The sequence below is a fragment of the Kribbella sp. NPDC004875 genome (assembly GCF_042873375.1).
Lineage (GTDB): Bacteria > Actinomycetota > Actinomycetes > Propionibacteriales > Kribbellaceae > Kribbella.
In genome coordinates, this window is record NZ_JBIALI010000002.1 from 859181 (window position 1) to 879325 (window position 20145).

Below are 20145 nucleotides of genomic sequence, written 5' to 3' on the forward strand. Positions count from 1 at the left end.
GTTGTGGGGGTGGGTGGTTCGTCGGGTGACCCGCGGCGTAGAACTCGTCTCAGGTGGCTCGGTTTGTGGAACTTTTTGGTCGCCCGGTGGCGAATAAGTTCCGCAGATCGGTGCAGGCCGGTGGTTGGCGGGAGTTTTGCGGGTGCCGCGGGGCCACTGAGTGCGTGCATTCAGGGGCGGGGTTTGGGTGAAAATGGTTTGAAAGTGTTGCTTGGAGCCAGCGCAACGATGTCGAGGGCGGTCAGCGCGAGGTGGACCTGGTCCCAGGTGGGGACGGTCGCCGTTCGGCGTACGCCGTCCACAGGTGCCGGCGGAGGTCGCCGTGCGAGCGTTCGGCGGCCCAGCCGGCACTGCCCCATTGACCGCAGGTGAAGTCGACGAGGGGAGACGTGAGTGTGTCGGTCACGGCTTGGTGAGTAGGCGTTGGCGGGTGGCGCGCTGCTCGAGGACGGTGGCGCGTTCGGCGTTCGAGTCGGCCAGTGCGCGGGCGCGTGCCGCCGGCGTGAGGTGGTCGACGTACACGGTGCCGGACAGGTGCTGGGTCTCGTGGATCAGGCAGCGGGCGAAGTACCCGGATGCGTCCAGCGTGAAGGGGCGGCCGTCGACGTCGTACGCGTGCAGCGTCGCGCGGGCCGGGCGGGGGAGTGCTGCGTTGGCGCCAGGCACCGAGAGGCAGCCCTCGGTGCCGGACTGGGTGCCGAAGAGCGCCGTCATCGTCTCGATCCGCGGGTTGAACGCGTGACCGACGTGGCGGTCGCCGGCTTCGTCGGTGAGGTCGTACACGAACAGCTGTGCGTCGACGTCGACCTGGTTCGCGGCGAGCCCGCAGCCCTCCGCGATCCACATCGTGGTGAACATGTCGTCGATCAACCGGCCCCACCGCGCGGCGCCGAACTCGGTGACCGGCCGGCAGGCGCGGTGCAGGATCGGCTCGCCGTACTCCGTGATGCGTAGCGGGCGGCCGCGGCGTACTTCGTCCGTCAGCGCGGGCAGTCGCCGGCTCGGGCGGCCCAGAATGTACGTCGGCATACAAAGACCGTACTCTGCAAAGTCAAAGCTTTGCAAAGTCTGGGATTAGGATGCACTGCATGGCCGAGCACCGCAGTACGCCGAACCGCCGGGACGTCGTCCGCGCGCACCCGCTCCGTTCCGCGCTCCTGGCGCTGATCGACCGCGACGGTACGACGACGTCGACGATCGCGGCGCGCGAACTCGGGGAGAGCACCGGGTCGTGCTCCTTCCACCTGCGGCGGCTGGAGGCGCTCGGGGTGATCGAGGCGGTGCCGGGGGCCGCCGGACGGGTGAAGCCGTGGCGCCGGCTGCGGGTCGAGCAGGCGACGCTGAACCGGGAGCTCGAGGACACGGCGTACGCGAGCTGGCTGGCCGCGAAGACCTCCGACGACGAGGACTTCGCGTTCAGTGCGGTCGTCACGCTGGCCGACGGCGAGCTGGCCGAGCTGCGGGCCCGGCTGCATCGCGTGCTGCGGGACTTCACCGGCTCCGAGCCCACGTCCGAGCCCACGTCTGGGCCCACGTCTGGGCCCACGTGCGGGACCGCGACAGCGGTGATCATCCGGGCCTTCCCGCTGCATCAGGACGGCTAGTGTCCGTCTGGGGAACCGGGCATGCGGCTGACGCGTCAGCGCACAGGTAGGCAATCTGTCGAGTACGGAGTTCCCATGGACCGCAACGCGACCTCGCAGCACCTCTGGCCGGATCAGGTGCAGGCGCCGAACGATCCGGTCTGGAAGGTGCACCCGACGACCGCTCCACGTACAGCCCCGCGGTCGGCGAGCCGGCTCGCGTCGATCGCCGGACTCGTCGGCGTCCTCGGGTTCGCGCTCGGCACCGCCCTGGCGATCATCAACCGCTGACCGGCCCCGGCACCGTCGGCCGCGGCAGGTGGTCGACGACCGTGCGCGCAGGCTCACTCATCAGCCCAGCGCCCAGTGGCCGCGGCTGAGATACCAGCTCATCCCGCGGATCGAGAGAAGTAGATCACGTCTCATATCGGGCTGCGGCAGGTTCCCGGCGACGGGTGGTGAGCATCTGTGACATCTCCTCGGGCGTAGCCAGGGTGGTCGGGTCGGGGTAACGATGGAAGTACTCCATCGGACTCGGGAGGCGTACGTCGATGGCTGGGGATCCGTACCGCACGAAACAACCTACGAGTCATGAGCGGATGGCGGGCCGCTCGTGGGACGCGTCGTACCAGGACGGGCCCGCGCCGTGGGAGTTCGGCGGGCCGCAACCCGTCGTCGTCGAGCTCGCGGCCGCGGGCGCCTTCACCGGTTCGGTCCTGGACGCCGGGTGCGGCAGTGGCGACAACGCACTGCACATCGCGTCGTACGGCGTGCCGGTCTTCGGGGTCGACCTCGCCGAGACAGCGCTCGCCCACGCGCGGGCGAAGGCCGCCGAGCAGGGGATCACGGCCGAGTTCGCGACCGCCGACGCACTGCACCTCGAGGAGGTCGGGCGGCGGTTCGACACGATCCTCGACTGCGGTCTGTTCCACACCTTCGACGCGGCCGAACGCGATCGTTACGTGGCGAGCCTGGCGTCAGTGGCCGAGCCCGGCGCGATGCTCTACGTGCTGTGCTTCAGCGACGTGGACCCCGAGGGTGTTCCCCATCCGGTCAGCGAAGAACTGCTGCGGACGGCGTTCGGTACCGGCTCCGGCTGGACGCTCCGCGCGGTCGAACCACGCCGGCTCGAAACGCGGATCCATTCGAACGGCGCGCCCGCCTGGTTCGCCATTGCTCAACGAAACTAAGCCATCGGATGGCGTCTTTTCCCCGTACGGTCGGCACCATGCTGAACGTCACGCGGGAGCAGGCCGTCGCCTACCGGCTGCATGTCAACCACCTCGTCGACCGGCTACCACCGGGCTCGCACGAGCAGGCGGCGTACGTCGGATTGCAGGACACCGCTCCTCGGGATGCACTGCTCGGCCTGCATGCTCGGATGGCCGGCTGTGTGCGGTCGGACTGGGAGCATCCTTCGTTGATCCAGACGTACAGTCCGCGGGCAGCCGTGTACGTGTTGCCGGCGCGAGACTTCGGGGTGTTCACGCTCGGGCGGATGCCGCTCGATTCGCGGCGGATCGACGTACTGGCCGACGAGGTGTGTGCGTTCCTCGGCGGGCGGGAACGGCGTGGGGCCGGGATCCGGGGGTTGCGGTCGGCGTGCGTCAGCGGGCGGATCGCGGTGCGATGGGATACGACGTCGCTGTGGGTTCACGAGGTGCCGCGGCCGGAGCTCGACCTGGCCGAGGCGCGTGCGGAATTGTGCCGGCGGCACGTGCGCTGTTTCGGGCCGACGACACCAAGAACGTTCTCCTGGTGGTCGGGGTTGTCGCCGGCCGACGCGCGAGCGGTCTGGTCGTCGATCGCTGACGAGCTGGTCGAGGTCGACTTCGACGGTGTGCCCGGGTGGGTGCTTCGCGCGGACGAGGAGTCCTTGCGCACGGTGCGGGAGCCTCGTGGGGTTCGCCTGCTGGTGGCGCCGGATCTGCGCCTGTTCGGGCGGGATCGGGACGGGCGGTTCATCGCGCCGGGCTTGCGGGCGCTGACGCCGGCGGCCGACACGTTCCATCCGAACGGCGTGCTGGTGGACGGGCGGATCGTCGGCGCCTGGGGGCGCAAGGGTGGTCGGGTGAGCGTGATCCTCTCGGAGACGCTGAGCGCGGCGGAGTACGACGTACTGCGGGACGAAGTCGCGAGTCTGCCGGTGGGAGAGCCGTCGCTGTCAGTGCGCTGAGTCGAGCGGCTTGCGGTCGCTGCGGAACGTGGCGCGCAGACGGTCGACGTCGATCTCGGGGAGGTGGGTCTCGACCAGGTCGAACGTTTCCTCGACGAGCGTGCGGAGAGTTTCCGCGGCCTCGGCGGGCGGCTGGGTGAAGACCGCACGGAGCCGGCTCGCGAGTGCGGGCGGGGCGAGGAGGAGCGTGCGTTCGATGGTGTCGAGGCGCTTGAACGACAGCACGTGGCCGCAGTACCGGCCGTTGAGGGCGTGCAGGACATTGAGCATCTGGGTGGCGACGCGCAGGAACTCGCGGGCGAGCAGCAGCGGGTTGTCCCGCTCGGTCAGCATCTGCCAGCGCCAGAACTTCTCGATGTTTCCGTTCCGGCGAATGACGGCCGTGGCCAGCTCACGGGGATAGCTCGCCGCGCGTTCCTGCCAGTGCGCGAGGAGCTCGGCCCGCGGTCCGCTGGCCTCGCCGGCGTCGAGGATTCCTTGCAGCAGGTCGAATGCGGCCTCGTCGGGCCGGCACGAGACGAGCACGTCGTCCAGCAGTCTCTCGACGGCGGTTGTCTGGGTGTGCATGACGTCGACCGTCAGGCCGTCCGGGCGCGGAGCACCGAGGGAGAGCTGATCGAGCCAGGGAGGCGGTGCGTCTGCTGCGGACACCGTACGAACGTCGGTGGCTCCTTCCGCGGCTGCGAGGCGTTCCGCCTCCGTGGGCGGTCGGTGCCAGAAGACGCCGACTTCGACGTCGGACCAGCGGTCGGCGTCACCGCGGGCGGTCGAGCCGCTCAGCATCACCACGTCGACTCCGTCCGTCGCGGCGTACCGCTCGAGCACGGGACGGATCATCGACCGCCGCCAGCGCGCAGCGTCTGTCGGCTCCATCAAGGCAGTAGATCACGCAGAAGATCACGCAGACAGCCGACCGATCGGGAACAATCGGCGACATGCCAGTTCCATCCACCTGCCCCTGCGGCCAGAACGCGCCGTACGACGCCTGCTGTGGCCCGCTGCACCGCGGCGCGACAACGGCGACGACCGCCGAACAGCTGATGCGCTCCAGGTACTCCGCCTTCGTGGTGCACGACGCGGCGTACCTCCAGCAGACCTGGTCGCTGACCACACGCCCGGCGCACATCGACTTTCCCGACCGCGAATGGACCGGCCTCGAGATCCTGAACACCACCGGCGGCAGCCCGTTCCACTCCGAGGGCACGGTCGAGTTCAACGCCCACTACACAACCAACGGCCACCCCGCCGTCCAGCACGAGAACAGCACCTTCACCCGCGAATCCGGCCAATGGGTCTACGTCACAGCCCTCTGACCAAGCCCCTCCCCGCGGGGCGGAAAGCTCCGGGAGCTAGAGCTCTCTGAGGTCGGGCTGCCGGTCGATGGTCTGTGCCGCGGTGCTCCGGTCGGCCTGGGGTGTTGCCGCGGAGCCGGGGGCGGCCTGCGCCGGGTCGTTGGCGAATCTTGCCGTTTCGGCGGGGATCTCGCGGTCCGGAGACGGCGCCAGACGATCGATCTCGTTGACGGTCTTGTTGACGGCGTCGTGGGCCGCAGCCCGAGCGGCCTCGGGGTCTCTTGTGGTGAGCGCTGCGCCGAGGTCCTGGCGGAAGGTCCACGTGCTGACGTTGCGCAGGTCGTCGGCGGCGACGTCCTCGGATCCGGCGATGGATTCCACCATCGCCTGGAATCGCAGGTCCGGTGGTGTCGCGATCAGCGGGTCAGCGGCCTCGGCGGCCGGACGCCACGTTTCCCTGCCCACCAGCTTCAGGGCGGCGAGGGCCTGATAGGTGGCTCTCCCCGAGCTGTCCTGCTCGGTGAGCGCGCGCCGGATCGGAACCCCCTCGGCCGGCACCAGGCGGGCCGACTCGGAGCCGTTGAAGATCTCCCGGAGGTTCTCCCGGGTCCAGACCTGCCCGAGGCCGCGGTCGAGATCTCCCTCGTAGCCTGCGACCCGGCCCGTGTCCTGTGCCTGGGGGCCGGTCAGCCGGATCGCCTGTGCCCCGACCGCGCCGGTCACGGTCATCATGTCGTCCCAGCGCCGCTGCGCCTCGGCCGGATCCGAGCTGGCCTGACCGGACCGCTCGATCGCCTCGCGAACGGTGGCGGCCTGTTCCTCGCTCAGCGCGATCTTGTCGGCCGCGGTGTAGAACGAGTCGGCACCGATCTGCCCCGCCCGCCGGCGAGCTGCTTCCTGCCCGGCCTCGTCGGTGACGACGACCGTGCCGTTCCAGCGCGCGGTTCGGCCGGCGAGCTCCGACACACGGTCGACGACCGATGCCACCCAGGCGTACTCGGGCGATGCGGGGTCAAGCGTTCCTACAGCCACGTGAATCCTCTCGGGACGACTCTCGGTACTCCGCGCGACACTAGCAACCGAGAGTGTCGGGCCGGCCGTGGTTTGCGTCGGCGGCCGGCCCGGAGAGGGACCTACTCCGCGATCGCGTACGTCGGTGTGAGGATGGCGCGCGCGAGCGTGTGGAAGGCGAGGTTGAAGGAGACGACGGCCGGGGTGGCGTCGGCGTCCACGTCGAGCGCCTCGACGTCGATCGCGTGCACCACGAAGTAGTAGCGGTGCACCTGGTCGCCCGGGGGCGGGGCGGCGCCGCCGAAGTTCTTGGTGCCGAAGTCGTTGCGGACGTGGAAGGCGCCGTTGTCGAGGCGCTCCGCCGTACCGGCGCCGGTGGGGAGCTCGGTGACGGTGGCCGGGAGGTTCACCAGCACCCAGTGCCAGAAACCGGACGGGACCGGGGCGTCGGGGTCGAAACAGGTCACCACGAAGGCCTTGGTCTCCGCGGGGAACCCGGACCAGCTGAGCTGCGGCGAGGTGTTGCCGCCCGCGAACGCCTGGGCGTCCGGCAGCGGCTCGCCGTCGGCGACATCGGTGCTGGTGACGGTGAACGCGCCGGCCTGCGGCAGCAACGCGTACGGGTCCGGGGCGACGGGACGATCGAGAGACATCTGTGGTCCTCCGGGATCTCGCGACATGTGGTGATCCCGACACTACTGTCCACATCCCGCCGGTCCGTCCGGGGGCACACACTCGGGGATGCGAAGATCGGGTACGCCGGACCGCGCGCCGAACGCGCCGGCGGCAACGGACGGAGGACCCGTGGAGGACCTGGTGGAGGAGTACCTGGAGCGGATCGCGCCCGCGGATCCCGCGGCGATGCGGGCCGCCGAGGAGCGGCACGCCGTACTGACCAAGCCGGCCGGTTCCCTCGGCGTACTCGAGGAGCTGTCCGTGCGGGTCGCCGGGATGACCGGGACGTGTCCGCCCGTGGTGCCGAGCCCGGCCGTCGTGGCGGTGTTCGCCGCGGACCACGGGGTGCACGCGCAGAACGTCTCCCCGTGGCCGCAGGAAGTGACCGCTGCGATGCTGGCGAACTTCGCCGCCGGGGGAGCCGCGGTGAACGCGTTCGCGGCCAACAACGGTGTGGACGTCCGCGTGGTCGACGTCGGCGTGGCGACGCCGGTCGAACAGCTCGACATCGTGCACGCCAAGGTCCGTCCGGGCACCCGGGACCTGTCGCAGACCGACGCGTTGACCGAGGACGAGGCGAAGGCCGCCGTCGCCGTCGGGTTCGACCTCGCGGACAAGCTGGTCCAGGAGGGCTGTCGCTGTCTGCTGACCGGTGACATGGGGATCGCCAACACCACGGCGTCCGCCGCGCTGATCGCGACCTTCACCGGAGCGACCGCCGACGTGGTCACCGGCCGCGGCACGGGCATCGACGATGCCGCACTGGCACACAAGACCGGCGTCGTACGGGACGCGCTCGCGAAGCACGGCGTACCGGCGACCGAACCGTTGAAGGCGCTGCAGGCGTACGGCGGTCTGGAACACGCTGCCCTGGCCGGGTACATCCTCGGTGCCGCGGCGAACCGGGTTCCGGTGATCCTGGACGGCGTCATTGCCGGCGCGGCCGCGCTCGTCGCGCAGGCGTTCCACCCGGCCGCCGTCGACTACTGCGTCGCCGGCCACCGCTCGGCCGAGCCCGGACACGCGGTCGCGCTGAAGCAGCTCGGCCTGCAGCCGCTGGTCGACCTGGACCTGCGTCTCGGTGAGGGCACCGGCGCGGTGCTCGCCTATCCGATCCTGACGTGCGCGGTCCGCGCGCTCGCCGAGATGGCCACGTTCGAGGACGCGGGGATCACTTCGTGACGCATCAGTACCTGTCCGGCCTCGTCCTCGACGGGCGGCGCGTGGTCGTCGTCGGAGGCGGCGGGGTCGCCCAGCGGCGGCTGCCGCGGCTGCTCGAGGCCGGCGCGCGGGTCGACCTGGTGTCGCCGTCGATCACGCCGACCATCGAAGGCCTGCTCGGCAACCCGTCGCTGACCTGGATCGAGCGCGGCTACCAGGCCGGCGACGTCGACGGCGCCTGGTACGTCGTCGTTGCCACCGACGACGCCGCGGTGAACGACCAGGTGTCGGCAGAGGCCGAGGAACGGCGGATCTTCTGCGTCCGCTCGGACGACCGGTCCCGTGCGACCGCGTGGACGCCCGCATCGGGGCAGCACGACAACGTGACGATCGGCGTGCTCGGCGGTGGCGATCACCGGAAGTCGGCCGCCGTCCGGGACGCGATCCTCGAAGGACTGCGGACCGGGGAGCTGGCCGCGCGCGAGGTGGACCGGCGCCCGGGCGTGTACCTGGTCGGCGGGGGACCAGGTGATCCGGACCTGATCACGGTGCGCGGCAGGCGGCTGCTGGCCGAGGCGGATGTCGTGGTCGCGGACCGGTTGGCGCCGCAGCAGTTGCTGGACGAGCTGCACCCGGACGTGGAGCTGTTCGACGCGGCAAAGCTGCCGCGTGGGCGGGCCGCGCAGCAGGAGGAGATCAACCGGATCCTGGTGGACCGCGGGCAGCAGGGGAAGGTCGTCGTACGGCTGAAGGGTGGCGACCCGTACGTCTTCGGCCGCGGGTTCGAGGAGGCGCTGGCGTGCGCGGCGGCCGGTGTGCCGTGGACGGTCGTGCCGGGAATCACGAGCTCGATCTCGGTGCCGGCGGTGTCCGGAATCCCGGTGACACATCGCGGGGTGACGCACGAGTTCACCGTGGTGTCGGGGCACATTCCGCCGTCGCACCCGGACTCGCTGATCAACTGGGACGCGCTGGCGCAGCTGCACGGGACGTTGGTGCTGCTGATGGCGGTGGAGAACCTGCCGGCGATCGCGGAACGGTTGATCGAGGCCGGTCGCCCGGCGGAGACACCCGCGGCGGCGATCGCCGACGGGACCCTCCCCGGGCAGCGGATGGTGACGTCGGATCTCGCCGGAATCGCGCAGGCGATGAAGGACGAGGGCGTCGGCGCCCCCGCGATCGTTGTGATCGGCAACGTCGTGGACGTCGCCGCCCAGGTAGGCCCGGCGTGACGTTGGTCGAGGTCGCGGATGCCGCCGACGAGCGGCTCGCGGACTACGTACAGCTGCGGGAGGTGAACCTGCGCCGTCTTCTCGAGGAGGAGCACGGCCTGTTCATCGCCGAGGGCGACAAGGTGATCCGCCGTGCCGCGGACACCGGCTACGAGCCCCGCTCCTTCCTGCTCGCCCCACGTTGGCTGGACTCACTGCAGGACGTCCTGGCGAAGTGGCCGGACAAACCCGTGTACGTCGTCTCGGAGGAACTGGCCGAGCAGGTCACCGGTTTCCACGTGCACCGCGGCGCGCTCGCGTCGTACAAGCGCCGTGCGGCCGTGCCGCTCACCGAGCTGCTCACCGAGGACGTACGCCGGATCGCGATCTTCGACGACATCGTTGACCACACCAACGTCGGCGCCGGCTTCCGGGCCGCAGCCGCGCTGGGCGTCGGACTGGTGCTGGTCACCCCGACCTGCGCCGACCCGCTGTACCGGCGCTCGATCAAGGTATCGATGGGCACTGTCTTCCAGGTCCCGTGGACCCGGCTGCAGAGCTGGCCCGGCGACCTGCGCCACCTCCAGGACCACGGGTACGTGGCTGCCGCGATGGCGCTCACCGACGACTCGATCACCCTCGACGAACTCGCCGGCCGCAAGGACGAGAAGCTCGCGCTGATCTTCGGCACCGAGGGCCACGGCCTGAAACCGCAGGTGCTGCGCCAAGCCGACCTGACGGTCCGGATCCCGATGGCCGGCGGCGTCGACTCGCTCAACGTGGCGTCGTCCGCGGCTGTGGCGTTCTACGCGACCCGCTAAACCGCTGGACGGCGATGATGTGATGACGTCATGCCGAAGGTAGTTCTGGTCACCGGGATGCAGGCCGCCGGGAAGTCCACGATCGCCCCGTTGCTCGCCGCGCGGATGGGTCCGCCCGCGGCGACCCTCGACGGCGACGTGTTCTACCGCGGCGTCGTCGCCGGCGCCGAGATCATGACACCGGACCCGTCACCCGAGGCGCTGCGCCAGCTGGAGCTGCGGTACGACGCGAGCGCGTTGATCGCACAGCACTACGCGGACGCCGGGTTCGACTTCGTGTGCAGCGACATCGTGCTGGGCGAGTACGTCGAGCGGTGGTTCGCGCGGCTGCGCGGCGTCGAGACCTACCTCGTCGTACTCGTGCCGTCCGTCGAGTCGATCGTGCAGCGCGAGATCGGCCGCGGGGGCAACAACTCCTACCGCGACTGGGGCGACTCGCTGGAGGACGGCGTACGGGCGTTGCAGGCCGGACTGGACGAGACGCCGCGCCGGGGCCTGTGGCTGGACACCACGGGACAGACCCCGGCCCAGTCGGTCGAGGCGATCGATCTGGAGAAGGCCCGCTGGTAGCTCAGGTGGCCGGGGTGTCCTCGTGGTCGTCGTGGTGCTCGATCATGGGGGACACCGGCCAGTCGGCGGGGTAGTCGGCCGCGAACTCCTCGGCCTCGCCGAACAGGCGCTTCTTGTACTTCCGCGACAGCCGGTCGCCGAACACCATGCCCTGGGTGTGGTCGGTCTCGTGCTGCAGGCAGCGGGCCAGCAGGCCGTCGCCCTCGTAGCTCACCGGGTTGCCGTGCTGGTCGACGCCGGTGACCTTGGCGAAGTCCGGGCGGGCGCACTTCGTGAACGCGCCGGGCAGCGACAGGCAGCCCTCGTCGCCCTCGTCCAGGTTCCGGTCCTTGCCCTCGGGCAGCTCGATCACCGGGTTGCAGACCACACCCTGGACGTGGTTCCCGGACTTGTCCGGGCAGTCGAACACGAACAGCTGCAGGTCCACGCCGACCTGGTTCGCGGCCAGGCCGACGCCCTCGGCCGCGTTCATCGTCGCGACCATGTCGGCGACCAGCGTCTGCAGCTCGGCACCGAAGTCGGTGACCGGCTGATTGACCCGGTGCATGACCTCTTCACCCCACCGGGTGATGGGCCGCACCGAACCGTTCCCAGGCAACGTAGACATGCCGGAAAGTTTAGACAGCCGGGCGGCCGCCGGAGACGCCCACCCGGCCGACGGTGCTACTTCGCGTTGACCTCGTCGCGCCAGGCGACCCACTCGCGGAGCAGGCCGAGGTCGTAGTCGGGGCCGGACGACGACACGGTGAACAGCCGGGTGCCGACGTCGAGCAGTCCCTTGCCGATCTCCTCCGGCTTCTTGTCACCGACGCCGGCCGAACGCTCGATCTCACCCGGGTCGCGGCCGATCGACCTGCAGTGCTCGTCCAGTACGGCGTGCTTGTGCGCGATCGTCTCGGCGTCACCGAAGCCGTGCCAGATGTTCGCGTGCTGCGCGACCAGCCTGAGCGTCTTCTTCTCGCCGCCACCGCCGATCAGCACCGGGATGTCCCGGGTCGGCTGCGGGTTCAGCTTGGCCCAGCGCCGCTCGATCCGCGGCAGGGCCTCACCGAGGGCGTCCAGCCGGCCGCCCGCCGTACCGAAGTCGTAGCCGTACTCGTCGTAGTCCTTCTCGAACCAGCCGGAGCCGATACCGAAGATCAGCCGGCCGTCGCTGATGTGGTCGACCGTGCGCGCCATGTCGGCGAGCAGGTCGGGGTTGCGGTAGGAGTTGCAGGTGACCAGGGCGCCGATCTCGACCCGCTCGGTCGCCTCGGCCCACGCGGCCAGCATGGTCCAGCACTCGAAGTGCAGGCCCTCGGGCTCACCGCTCAGGGGGTAGAAGTGGTCCCAGTTGAACGCGACGTCCACGCCGATCTCCTCGGCCGCGGCGACGGTACGCCGGATGTCGGCGTACTGCGCGTGCTGGGGCTGGACCTGCAGACCGATCCGTACCGGAAAGGCGCCGTACGGACGGTCGGGGGACTCGGAAGCTGTCATACCCAGATCCTAACCCCCGTTTCGGAGGCTCCTCCGGATAGGTGTGTTCTCGGTCGGCAGTTGGTCGGCGTACACGGCGGCCCAGTCACCGAGCGCGCGGATCGGGACGAGCAGGTCCTGACCGGCGGCGGTGAGAGAGTATTCGACCCGCGGCGGCGCCTCGGCGCGCCGTACCGGCGCAGGTGGCGGTGGACGTCGCGAGCCAGGTGCCGGCGGGTCGAACCCTGATCGACTGCACGAACGCCCTGAAATACGACGATTTCACGTTGTCACAACCGGCGACTGCCGAGGCGATCGCGCGGGCGGCACCGGGCGTGCAGGTGGTGAAGGCGTTCAACCTGGCGGCTGACTCGGTCTGGCGGAACCCACCGCCCGGGCTGGGCGTGCCGCTGTGCGGCGATGGCGACCTCGAGCCGGTCGCCGACCTTGTCCGGGATCTCGGATGTACGCCGGTGTTCGCGGGCGGGCTCCAGCGCGCGAAGTTGCTGGAGGCAACCGCAGCGCTGGCGATCGGGATCTGGGTGCGCGGTGGCGACGTACGTGGGATGTTCCCGGAGCTAGCCGACGCCTTCGGCACGGTGCTGCCGGGCTAGCCGGAGGCTCCAGGTGGGGAAGAGCAGGTAGGTCCCGGCCCAGCTCACGCCGGCGACGAAGATCCAGGGCGGCACGTTGTTCATGTCGTCGAGACCCGTCAGGATGCCGGGGATGCCGACCAGGCCGAGCAACATCACCACACCGGGCAGGACGCCGCGGACGCCGATCAACCAGATCCCGATCAGGGCGAACCCGAGGCTCGACCACAGCCCGGCGAGGTAGAAGCCGGTAACACCCGACAGCACGAGCACCGTGCCCACGACAGTCAGCGCGGCCCCGACGGCCGCGGCTGCGAGGAGGAGACCGCGCCGGACAAGCGCCGAGCCGATGTCTGCCTGCGCCGGGATCGGTGCGGGCAGGCGCCGGGCGAGGACGAGGCTGAGGACGCCGAGGGCTGCGTTGCCGATGTCGTTGAGGATTCCGAAGGGTTCGCCGGCGGCGTAGAAGACCAGCAGGCAGGCGCAGGTGGTGAAGCCCACGAGGCTGTGGGCCGTCGCCAGCGGCGTCAGGCGAGAGTCAGCGCTCACCCTTGGATGATCGCGCAAACAGCTGGTTCAGGTCAGCCTGCGGGATCTGTTCGGCGGCGAAGGTGATCGTGCCCTTCGTGGCCAGCTCCTCCGCGCTCCGGCGCACGAACCCGAGCGCGGCCCGCGCGATACTGCCACCGAGGCTGATCCGGGTGACGCCGGCCGACTGCAGGTCCGGGACGGTGAGGGTGGAGGTGCCGAGCCCGAGGACGACGTTCAGCGGTCCGTCGATCTCGGTGACGAGTGTCCGGATGGTGTCGAGGTCGTTGATGCCGGGAACGTACAGGCAGTCCGCGCCGGCCGCGCGGAAACGGTTCGCCCGGTCGATCGAGTCGGCGAGCGTGGTCGGCGTACGGAGGAGCTGGCCGTCGGTGCGGGCGGTCAGCACGAAGTCCGGGCCGGCCGCCTCGCGGGCCGCGACGATGCGGTCGACCGCGAGCTCGACGTCGTACAGCTCGCGGCCGTCGTAGTCCTCGACGTTGCCACCGGCGAGTCCGGCCTCGCGGGCGAGCGTGATGGTCTCCGCGACCCGCGCCGGCGTGGCGCCGTACCCGTCCTCGAGGTCGCCGTTCACCGGTACGGCGCTCGCCGCGGTGATCTCGCGGACGCGGTCGAACATCTCCTCGCGTGACACCGCCGGCGCTCCGTCCGGCAGCGTGTGGTCACCCTTCGCCAGCGAGAACGCGATCCCGGCGCTGGTCGTCGCGATCGCCGGGAACCCGGCCGCGGCGAGGATCACCGCGCTGCCGGCGTCCCAGGCGTTCGGCATCACGAAGCGTTCGGCGTGCAACTCACGGAAGCCCATGGCCCGAGTCTGTCACTCCGACGCTTCGGTACTCACCGAACCAAGGCCACGGTCAGGAGACCTGCTGGGCGGCGGCCTGGTCGAGGAGCCAGAGGGTGCGGTTCTGGCCCTTGGGTTGGGCGGCGGGAATGTCGTTGCCGGCCAGGGCCTTGGCTACTGCTTCGGCCTTGTCCTCGCCGGAGACGACGAACCAGACCTCGCGCGCGTTGTTGAGCTGCGGCAGCGTCAGCGAGATGCGGGTCGGCGGCGGCTTCGGCGAGTCGTGTACCGCGACCGCCGCGGCGTCCGTCACCGCGATCTGCGGATAGCCGGGGAACAACGAGGCGACATGCCCGTCGGGACCGACGCCGAGCAGCAGTACGTCGAACGCCGGCGAACCGGCCGCGGCCAGGTCCTCGCCGTACGCCGTGGCCGCTGCCTCCGCGCCCTGACCGGTGTCGGCGGCCATCGGATGCACCCGCGCCGGGTCGACGTCGAGCGCCGACAGGAAGGCGTCCCGCGCCTGGGTCTCGTTCCGCTCGGGGTCGCCGGGCGGCAGGAACCGTTCGTCACCCCACCAGAACTCGACGCGCTGCCAGTCGACCTCCACCTTCGCCGGCGAACCCGCGACCGCCTCGTACACCTTCGCGGCCACCCGGCCGCCGGTGAGCACCACCTGCGCGATCCCACCGGTGCTCTGCGCATCGGCGATCGCCGTGATCAGCCGGCCTGCCACCGAGAACGCCAGGTCCTCGGCATCGGAATGGATCAGCAGTTCCGGATCAACCTCAGTCATCGCTTGGCCACCTTCTTGCTCCCGGCAACCTTCTTGGCCACGGTCTTCCTGGCCACGGACTTCTTCGCCACAGACCTCTTCGCCACGGTCTTCTTCGCCACGGTCTTCTTGGCCACGGTCTTCTTCGCGCCCGCGGCCTTCTTCGGCGCGGCCGCCTTCCGCGATGTACCGGCGGCGACCTTCTTACCCGCCGCCGTCACCTTCGCCGCGGTCGACTTCCGCGCCGTCGCGTCGACGGTCTTCTCGGCGGCCGGCATGCTGTCCCGCTCGACCATGCACGCGAGCGTCTTCGCGTACACGTCGTCCGGGTCGAGCCGCCGTAGCTCCTCGCTCAACAGCTCGGACGTCGTACGCCGCTTCAGCGCCACCGGCCGATCCGGCTGCCCGGGCACGCTGAACGTCGCCACCGCGCCGTCCGGCCGGGTCAACGCGATCGGCCCCGACGGCGTGAACAGCCGTACGGCGGTCACGCCCGGGCCGCGCGAGTTGCGCTGCTCCACGGGCACCTTCAGCCGCGACTGCAGCCACGCGGCCATCAGGTCCGCGCTGGGATTGCCCTTCGCCGCCGCGACCTCGGCCCCGGTGACCTTCGTCGGGTACTGATCCAGGGCGGCGGCCATCAGCGCCCGCCACGGCGTCAGCCGCGTCCACGCGAAGTCGGTGTCGCCCGGCGCGTACCCTTCGGCCCGCGCCGAGTAGTCGATGGACGCGCGCCGCGTCGCCGCCGAGTCGGTCACCCGGCGCCGGCCCAATCGGCCGAGCGGGTCGTCCGCCGGCACCTTCGGGCCGCCACCCGGCCACCAGACGATGACGGGGGAGTCCGGCAGCAGCAGCGGCGTGATCACCGACTCGGGCACCTTCGCCAGCTCGCCGTGCAGCCGCAGCAGCACCGCCTCGCCGGGGATGCCCTCGCCGACCCGCACCTCGGCGTCCAGCCCGGGCGCGCCCCGGCCGGGCCGCAGGATCGCGACCAGAACCCGGGACGGGTGCTCACGCCCGGCCTCGTTCGCGGCCTTCATCGCGTCGTGGTGGGAGGCCTCGTCGACGACGACCACGATCGTGCCGACCATCCCCATGGCGGGCGAACCGGCGTGCCGGCGGGCCTGCAGCAGCGCGGACGCGATGCCGCTCGACGTGGTGTCGGTCAGGTCGATGATCATGGCCGCCTCCAGGCACGCCCGTCGCGGGCGAGCATCTCGTGTGCGGAGTCCGGGCCCCAGTGGCCGGACGCGTACTGCTCCGGCTTGCCGTGCCGGGCCCAGTAGTCCAGCACCGGGTCGAGGATCTTCCAGCCCAGCTCGACCTCGGTGTGCTGCGGGAACAGCGGCGGGTCTCCGAGCAGGACGTCGAGGATCAACCGCTCGTACGCCTCGGGCGAGGACTCGGTGAACGAACCGCCGTACGCGAAGTCCATGTTCACGTCGCGGATCTCCATCGACGTGCCCGGCACCTTGGCGCCGAAGCGGACCGTGATGCCCTCGTCCGGCTGGATCCGCAGGACCAGCGCGTTCTGGCCGAGTTCCTCGGTCTCGGTCTTGGTGAACGGCAGGTGCGGCGCGCGCTTGAACATCACCGCGACCTCGGTCACGCGACGCCCGAGCCGCTTGCCGGTGCGCAGGTAGAACGGCACGCCCGCCCAGCGCCGGGTGTCGACGTCGACCCGCAACGCCGCGAAGGTCTCGGTGGCCGAGTCCTTCGGGATGCCGTCCTCCTGCAGGTACCCCTTCACCTTCACGCCGCCCGCCCAGCCGGCCGCGTACTGCCCGCGGGCCGAGTGCAGATCCAGCCGCTCCGGCAGCTGTACGGCGTTCAGCACCTTCTTCTTCTCCTGGCGCAAGGACCAGGCGTCGAAGCTGACCGGCTCCTCCATCGCGACCAGTGCGAGGAGTTGCAGGAGGTGGTTCTGGATCACGTCCCGGGCCGCGCCGATGCCGTCGTAGTACCCGGCCCGGCCGCCGATGCCGATGTCCTCGGCCATCGTGATCTGGACATGGTCGACGTAGTTGCTGTTCCAGATCGGCTCGAACATCGCGTTCGCGAACCGCAGCGCGAGGATGTTCTGGACCGTCTCCTTGCCCAGGTAGTGGTCGATCCGGAACACCGCCTCGGGCGGGAACACCGACTCGACCACCTGGTTCAGCTCGCGGGCGCTCTTCAGGTCGTGACCGAACGGCTTCTCGATCACCACCCGCCGCCACGAGCCGGGCCGCTCGTCGGTCAGCCCGTGCTCGGACAGTTGCCGCACGACCTCCGGGAACAGCCCCGGCGGGATCGACAGGTAGAACGCGTGGTTGCCGCCGGTCCCACGGGTGATGTCCAGCTCGTCCACGGTCTCCCGCAGCCGCTTGAACGCCTCGTCGTCGGTCAGGTCACCCGGCACGAACCGGAAACCCTCGGACAGTTGCTGCCAGACCTCCTCGCGGAAGGGGGTCCGGGCGTGTTCCTTCACCGAGTCGTGGACGATCTGGGCGAAGTCCTGGTTGGTGTAGTCCCGGCGGGCGAACCCGACCAGGGCGAAACCGGGGGGCAGCAGCCCCCGGTTCGCCAGGTCGTAGACCGCCGGCATCAGCTTCTTGCGAGCCAGATCCCCGGTGACGCCGAAGATCACCAGGCTGCACGGCCCGGCGATCCTCGGCAGCCGCCGATCCTGCGGATCGCGCAGCGGGTTCACCGGCCCGGCCGGCTCTTCGTTGAGCTCAGCGGTCATCTGCCGCATCCCTTCGAGATGTCGAGCTGCTTCGGACTTATCGGAGTACGGACAACAGTTGCTGTACGCCGTTGGCCACGTCCGTGAGGTGCAGCCGCAGCACCGGCCGGCCGCGCTCCGCGAGCACGCCGGCGTCACCGGCGGCCTGCGCCGAGATCAGCGTGCCGAACGTGAACGGACGGTCGGGGATCTCCACGTCCTGCGGGTGCGCACCGGTGATCTGCAGGAACACGCCCTCCGGGTGACCGCCCTTGTGGTACTGACCGGTCGAGTGCAGGAACCGCGGGCCCCAGCCGAAGGTCACCGGACGACCCGTCTTGGTCGCCAGGCCCGGGCGGACCGCGACCAGGTCGGCGTCCCGCTCGGAGTCCAGGTACGCCATTACTGCGACATACCCCTTCTCGTCGAGCTTGCCGAGCAGCGCGTCGACCGCGCCCTGGAGCGAGTCGACACCGTCGAGCAGGCCCTCGGAACCACGAACCTCGACAGCGCCTTCGGTGAAGGCCGCGGGCTCGGGCTCCGGCTGCGCGTCGAGCAGGCCACGCGCCGCCTTCTTCGCGCTCTCCACGTCCGGCTGGTCGAACGGGTTGATGCCCAGCAGGTAGCCGGCGACCGCCGTCGCGACCTCCCACAGCAGGAACTGACCGCCGAGCGAACCCGAGGTCAGAGCCGTTGGTACGCCGCTCGTCGCCTTCTCGGCCAGCAACGCGTTGGTGAGGTCGGCGGCCTCGCTCGTCAGCTCCGGAGCGGTCACCTCGACCGCGACCGGGAGGACACCGGTGCCGTTCTTGCCGGTGCTCTCCGCGATCAGCTGCTCGGCCCAGTCCGGGAAGCCGACGATGCCGTTACTGCCGGGTCCGTCGGCCGTGATGATCGCCTTGTCCCGGCCCGCGCTCGCCGCGAGCACCGCACCCAGCCACAGGGCCGGGTTGTCGGGGGAGTCGGCCTGCAGCTCCGGAGCGGCCTCGGCGGCCTGGTCGAGCAGTTCGGCGATGTCGGCACCGGCCAGACCGGACGGCACCAGGCCGAACGCGGTCAGCGCGCTGTACCGGCCGCCGATGTTCGGGTCGGCGAGGAAGGTCTTGCGGTAGCCCTCGTCCGCCGACAGCTTCTCGAACGGCGACCCCGGGTCGGTGACGACGACGATCCGCGACGCGGCGTCGATACCCGCGTCGGTGAACGCCTTCGCGAACGTCCGCCGGTGGCTGTCGGTCTCGACCGTGCCGCCGGACTTGCTGGACACGACGATCACGGTCTTCGACAGGTCGCCGGCCAGCGCGCGGCCGACCACGCTCGGGTCGGTCGAGTCCAGGACGACCAGCTCGACGCCGGCCGTCCGGGTGATGACCTCCGGCGCCAGCGACGAGCCGCCCATACCGGACAGCACGATCCGGTCCAGACCCTCGGACCGCAGGTCGGCCTGCAGGGCCTCGATCTCGGCCAGCAGCGGCCGCGAGGTCTCGTGCAGGTCGACCCAGCCGAGCCGGATCGAGGCCTCGGACTCGGCGTCCGGGCCCCAGATCGTCGCGTCCTTCGCGGCGATCCGGGAGGCGATCTTCTCGGCGACCAGCTTGTCGACGACCTCGGACCAGTCGCCGTTCTGCGTCTTGACCTTCGGTGCGCTCACTTGGCGGCCGCCTTGAGGGCAGTAGCCACTGTCTCCTGCAGCTCCGACCAGGAGGCGTCGAACTTCGCGACCCCTTCGTCCTCGAGCAGCTGCACGACCTCGTCGTACGAGATGCCCAGCTTCTCCAGGTCCTCGATCACCTTGCGGGCGGCGTCGTAGGTGCCGCGGACGGTGTCACCGGAGAACTCGCTGTGCTCCTCGACCGCCTTGATCGTTGCCTCGGGCATCGTGTTCACGACACCCCTGGTGACCAGGTTGTCGACGTACAGCGTCGGGGAGTACGACGGGTCCTTGGTGCCGGTGGAGGCCCACAGCGGGCGCTGCGGCTTGGCGCCGACGGTCTCCAGCTCCCGCCAGCGGTCGGTGTCGAAGATCTTCTCGTAGGCCTCGAACGCGAGCCGGGCGTTGGCGATCGCCGCCTTGCCCTTCAGCGCCTTCGCCTCGTCGGTGCCGATCGACTCAAGCCGCTTGTCGACCTCGGTGTCCACGCGGCTGACGAAGAACGACGCCACACTGGCCATCTTGGTGACGTCGTGGCCGTTCTCGACGGCCTGCTCCAGGCCGGTCAGGAACGCGTCCGCGACCGCCTTGTAGCGCTCCAGCGAGAAGATCAGCGTCACGTTCACGCTGATCCCGGCGGCCAGCGTCTGGGTGATCGCCGGCAGCCCGGCCTTGGTGGCCGGGATCTTCACGAAGACGTTCTCGCGGCCGACGATGTCCCACAGCTGCTTGGCCTGCTCGACGGTCTTCGCCGTGTCGTGCGCGAGCGTCGGCTCGACCTCGATCGACACCCGGCCGTCCTGGCCCTCGGTGTCGTCGTAGATCGGCTTGAACAGGTCCGCGGCGTCCCGGACGTCGTCGGTGGTGATCACCCGGATCGCCTCGTCGACGGAGATGCCCTGGGCCGCCAGCCGGCCGACCGTCTCGGCGTACGCGTTCGCGTCCGAGATGGCCTTGGCGAAGATGGTCGGGTTGGTGGTCACGCCGACGACGTGCTTCTCGTCGATCAGCTTCGCCAGGCCGCCGCTGGTCAGCCGCTGCCGGGACAGGTCGTCGAGCCAGATGGAGACACCCGCGTCGGCGAGTGCTTTCAAGCGATCGTTCATAACTCCGATGCCTTCTTCCGAATGT

The 20145-nt window shown here is 70.3% G+C and carries 25 protein-coding genes; 10 read left to right on the forward strand and 15 right to left on the reverse strand.

Features of this window, described 5'->3' with window-relative positions; translation table 11 throughout:
* Nucleotides 1-241 precede the first annotated feature (241 nt).
* Nucleotides 242-406, reverse strand: coding sequence for a hypothetical protein (locus tag ACFYRH_RS15120; RefSeq protein WP_387774031.1), 165 nt, complete (start codon nucleotides 404-406; stop codon nucleotides 242-244).
* Entirely contained in the window at nucleotides 403-1029 is a 627-nt protein-coding gene (gene def, locus ACFYRH_RS15125) for a peptide deformylase (RefSeq protein ID WP_387774034.1), read from the reverse strand. Before def (ACFYRH_RS15125) ends, ACFYRH_RS15120 begins: the two co-directional genes overlap by 4 nt.
* Before the next feature lie 59 nt (nucleotides 1030-1088).
* Between def (ACFYRH_RS15125) and ACFYRH_RS15130 the strand changes: the two genes are divergently transcribed.
* From ACFYRH_RS15130 to ACFYRH_RS15145, 4 genes are all read left to right on the forward strand, one after another.
* Entirely contained in the window at nucleotides 1089-1604 is a 516-nt protein-coding gene (locus ACFYRH_RS15130; protein ID WP_387774037.1) for a helix-turn-helix domain-containing protein, read from the forward strand.
* A 75-nt stretch (nucleotides 1605-1679) separates the two neighbouring features.
* Entirely contained in the window at nucleotides 1680-1874 is a 195-nt protein-coding gene (locus ACFYRH_RS15135) for a hypothetical protein (RefSeq protein WP_387774040.1), read from the forward strand.
* Nucleotides 1875-2182: 308 nt separating this feature from the next.
* A complete protein-coding gene (locus tag ACFYRH_RS15140; RefSeq protein WP_387774043.1) occupies nucleotides 2183-2773 on the forward strand; it encodes a class I SAM-dependent methyltransferase in 591 nt (196 codons plus the stop codon).
* A gap of 38 nt (nucleotides 2774-2811) precedes the next feature.
* Nucleotides 2812-3759 carry a DNA glycosylase AlkZ-like family protein gene (locus tag ACFYRH_RS15145; RefSeq protein WP_387774046.1) on the forward strand — a complete coding sequence of 316 codons (948 nt, stop codon included), beginning with the start codon at nucleotides 2812-2814 and terminating at the stop codon, nucleotides 3757-3759.
* Here ACFYRH_RS15145 and ACFYRH_RS15150 read toward each other — a convergent pair.
* Nucleotides 3748-4632, reverse strand: coding sequence for a hypothetical protein (locus tag ACFYRH_RS15150; RefSeq protein ID WP_387774049.1), 885 nt, complete (start codon nucleotides 4630-4632; stop codon nucleotides 3748-3750). The genes ACFYRH_RS15145 and ACFYRH_RS15150 overlap by 12 nt on opposite strands.
* Nucleotides 4633-4694: 62 nt before the next feature.
* Between ACFYRH_RS15150 and ACFYRH_RS15155 the strand changes: the two genes are divergently transcribed.
* The gene (locus ACFYRH_RS15155; protein WP_387774052.1) at nucleotides 4695-5072 is read left to right on the forward strand and encodes a YchJ family protein; all 378 of its coding nucleotides are present in this window, start codon (nucleotides 4695-4697) and stop codon (nucleotides 5070-5072) included.
* A 36-nt stretch (nucleotides 5073-5108) separates the two neighbouring features.
* Here ACFYRH_RS15155 and ACFYRH_RS15160 read toward each other — a convergent pair whose 3' ends face one another.
* Nucleotides 5109-6083, reverse strand: coding sequence for a hypothetical protein (locus ACFYRH_RS15160; RefSeq protein WP_387774055.1), 975 nt, complete (start codon nucleotides 6081-6083; stop codon nucleotides 5109-5111).
* A gap of 101 nt (nucleotides 6084-6184) precedes the next feature.
* Entirely contained in the window at nucleotides 6185-6715 is a 531-nt protein-coding gene (locus ACFYRH_RS15165) for a YbhB/YbcL family Raf kinase inhibitor-like protein (RefSeq protein ID WP_387774058.1), read from the reverse strand.
* Between the two features lie 151 nt (nucleotides 6716-6866).
* Between ACFYRH_RS15165 and cobT the strand changes: the two genes are divergently transcribed.
* The 4 genes from cobT to ACFYRH_RS15185 are packed head-to-tail and all read left to right on the forward strand — an operon-like array spanning nucleotide 6867 to nucleotide 10500.
* On the forward strand, nucleotides 6867-7919 hold the full coding sequence (gene cobT / locus ACFYRH_RS15170) for a nicotinate-nucleotide--dimethylbenzimidazole phosphoribosyltransferase (protein WP_387774061.1): 1053 nt from the start codon (nucleotides 6867-6869) through the stop codon (nucleotides 7917-7919).
* Nucleotides 7916-9130, forward strand: coding sequence for a uroporphyrinogen-III C-methyltransferase (cobA, locus tag ACFYRH_RS15175; RefSeq protein WP_387774064.1), 1215 nt, complete (start codon nucleotides 7916-7918; stop codon nucleotides 9128-9130). The genes cobT and cobA overlap by 4 nt, the downstream gene beginning before the upstream one ends.
* Nucleotides 9127-9930, forward strand: a complete 804-nt coding sequence (locus tag ACFYRH_RS15180) for a TrmH family RNA methyltransferase (RefSeq protein WP_387774067.1) — start codon at nucleotides 9127-9129, stop codon at nucleotides 9928-9930. Before cobA ends, ACFYRH_RS15180 begins: the two co-directional genes overlap by 4 nt.
* Nucleotides 9931-9960: 30 nt before the next feature.
* Nucleotides 9961-10500: an AAA family ATPase gene (locus tag ACFYRH_RS15185; RefSeq protein ID WP_387774070.1), complete on the forward strand. Its 540-nt coding sequence runs from the start codon at nucleotides 9961-9963 to the stop codon at nucleotides 10498-10500.
* 1 nt (nucleotide 10501) lies between these two features.
* Here ACFYRH_RS15185 and def (ACFYRH_RS15190) read toward each other — a convergent pair whose 3' ends face one another.
* The 3 genes from def (ACFYRH_RS15190) to ACFYRH_RS15200 are packed head-to-tail and all read right to left on the reverse strand — an operon-like array spanning nucleotide 10502 to nucleotide 12231.
* A complete protein-coding gene (gene def / locus ACFYRH_RS15190; protein ID WP_387774073.1) occupies nucleotides 10502-11107 on the reverse strand; it encodes a peptide deformylase in 606 nt (201 codons plus the stop codon).
* Between the two features lie 56 nt (nucleotides 11108-11163).
* Complete coding sequence (locus tag ACFYRH_RS15195) at nucleotides 11164-11979, reverse strand: LLM class F420-dependent oxidoreductase (protein ID WP_387774076.1); 816 nt, start codon at nucleotides 11977-11979, stop codon at nucleotides 11164-11166.
* Nucleotides 11980-11988: 9 nt separating this feature from the next.
* Nucleotides 11989-12231 (reverse strand): winged helix-turn-helix transcriptional regulator, encoded by a 243-nt coding sequence (locus tag ACFYRH_RS15200; protein ID WP_387775291.1) that lies wholly within the window; start codon nucleotides 12229-12231, stop codon nucleotides 11989-11991.
* Here ACFYRH_RS15200 and ACFYRH_RS15205 point away from each other — a divergent pair.
* Nucleotides 12168-12572: a hypothetical protein gene (locus tag ACFYRH_RS15205; protein ID WP_387774079.1), complete on the forward strand. Its 405-nt coding sequence runs from the start codon at nucleotides 12168-12170 to the stop codon at nucleotides 12570-12572. The two genes, ACFYRH_RS15200 and ACFYRH_RS15205, sit on opposite strands and share 64 nt — an antisense overlap.
* On the opposite strand, the gene ACFYRH_RS15210 is transcribed toward ACFYRH_RS15205, so the two are convergent.
* Genes ACFYRH_RS15210 through tal form a run of 7 tightly spaced genes read right to left on the reverse strand, consistent with a single transcriptional unit; the run spans nucleotide 12537 to nucleotide 20120 of the window.
* A complete protein-coding gene (locus tag ACFYRH_RS15210; RefSeq protein WP_387774082.1) occupies nucleotides 12537-13100 on the reverse strand; it encodes a hypothetical protein in 564 nt (187 codons plus the stop codon). The genes ACFYRH_RS15205 and ACFYRH_RS15210 overlap by 36 nt on opposite strands.
* Nucleotides 13090-13905 (reverse strand): isocitrate lyase/phosphoenolpyruvate mutase family protein, encoded by an 816-nt coding sequence (locus ACFYRH_RS15215; protein WP_387774085.1) that lies wholly within the window; start codon nucleotides 13903-13905, stop codon nucleotides 13090-13092. The genes ACFYRH_RS15210 and ACFYRH_RS15215 overlap by 11 nt, the downstream gene beginning before the upstream one ends.
* Nucleotides 13906-13957: 52 nt before the next feature.
* Nucleotides 13958-14680 carry a 6-phosphogluconolactonase gene (pgl, locus tag ACFYRH_RS15220; RefSeq protein ID WP_387774087.1) on the reverse strand — a complete coding sequence of 241 codons (723 nt, stop codon included), beginning with the start codon at nucleotides 14678-14680 and terminating at the stop codon, nucleotides 13958-13960.
* The gene (locus ACFYRH_RS15225) at nucleotides 14677-15840 is read right to left on the reverse strand and encodes a glucose-6-phosphate dehydrogenase assembly protein OpcA (RefSeq protein ID WP_387774090.1); all 1164 of its coding nucleotides are present in this window, start codon (nucleotides 15838-15840) and stop codon (nucleotides 14677-14679) included. The genes pgl and ACFYRH_RS15225 overlap by 4 nt, the downstream gene beginning before the upstream one ends.
* Nucleotides 15837-17387: a glucose-6-phosphate dehydrogenase gene (gene zwf, locus ACFYRH_RS15230; protein ID WP_387774093.1), complete on the reverse strand. Its 1551-nt coding sequence runs from the start codon at nucleotides 17385-17387 to the stop codon at nucleotides 15837-15839. Before zwf ends, ACFYRH_RS15225 begins: the two co-directional genes overlap by 4 nt.
* Before the next feature lie 37 nt (nucleotides 17388-17424).
* Nucleotides 17425-19014, reverse strand: a complete 1590-nt coding sequence (locus ACFYRH_RS15235) for a glucose-6-phosphate isomerase (RefSeq protein ID WP_387774096.1) — start codon at nucleotides 19012-19014, stop codon at nucleotides 17425-17427.
* Nucleotides 19011-20120: a transaldolase gene (tal, locus tag ACFYRH_RS15240; protein WP_387774102.1), complete on the reverse strand. Its 1110-nt coding sequence runs from the start codon at nucleotides 20118-20120 to the stop codon at nucleotides 19011-19013. The genes ACFYRH_RS15235 and tal overlap by 4 nt, the downstream gene beginning before the upstream one ends.
* Between the last annotated feature and the right edge of the window lie 25 nt (nucleotides 20121-20145).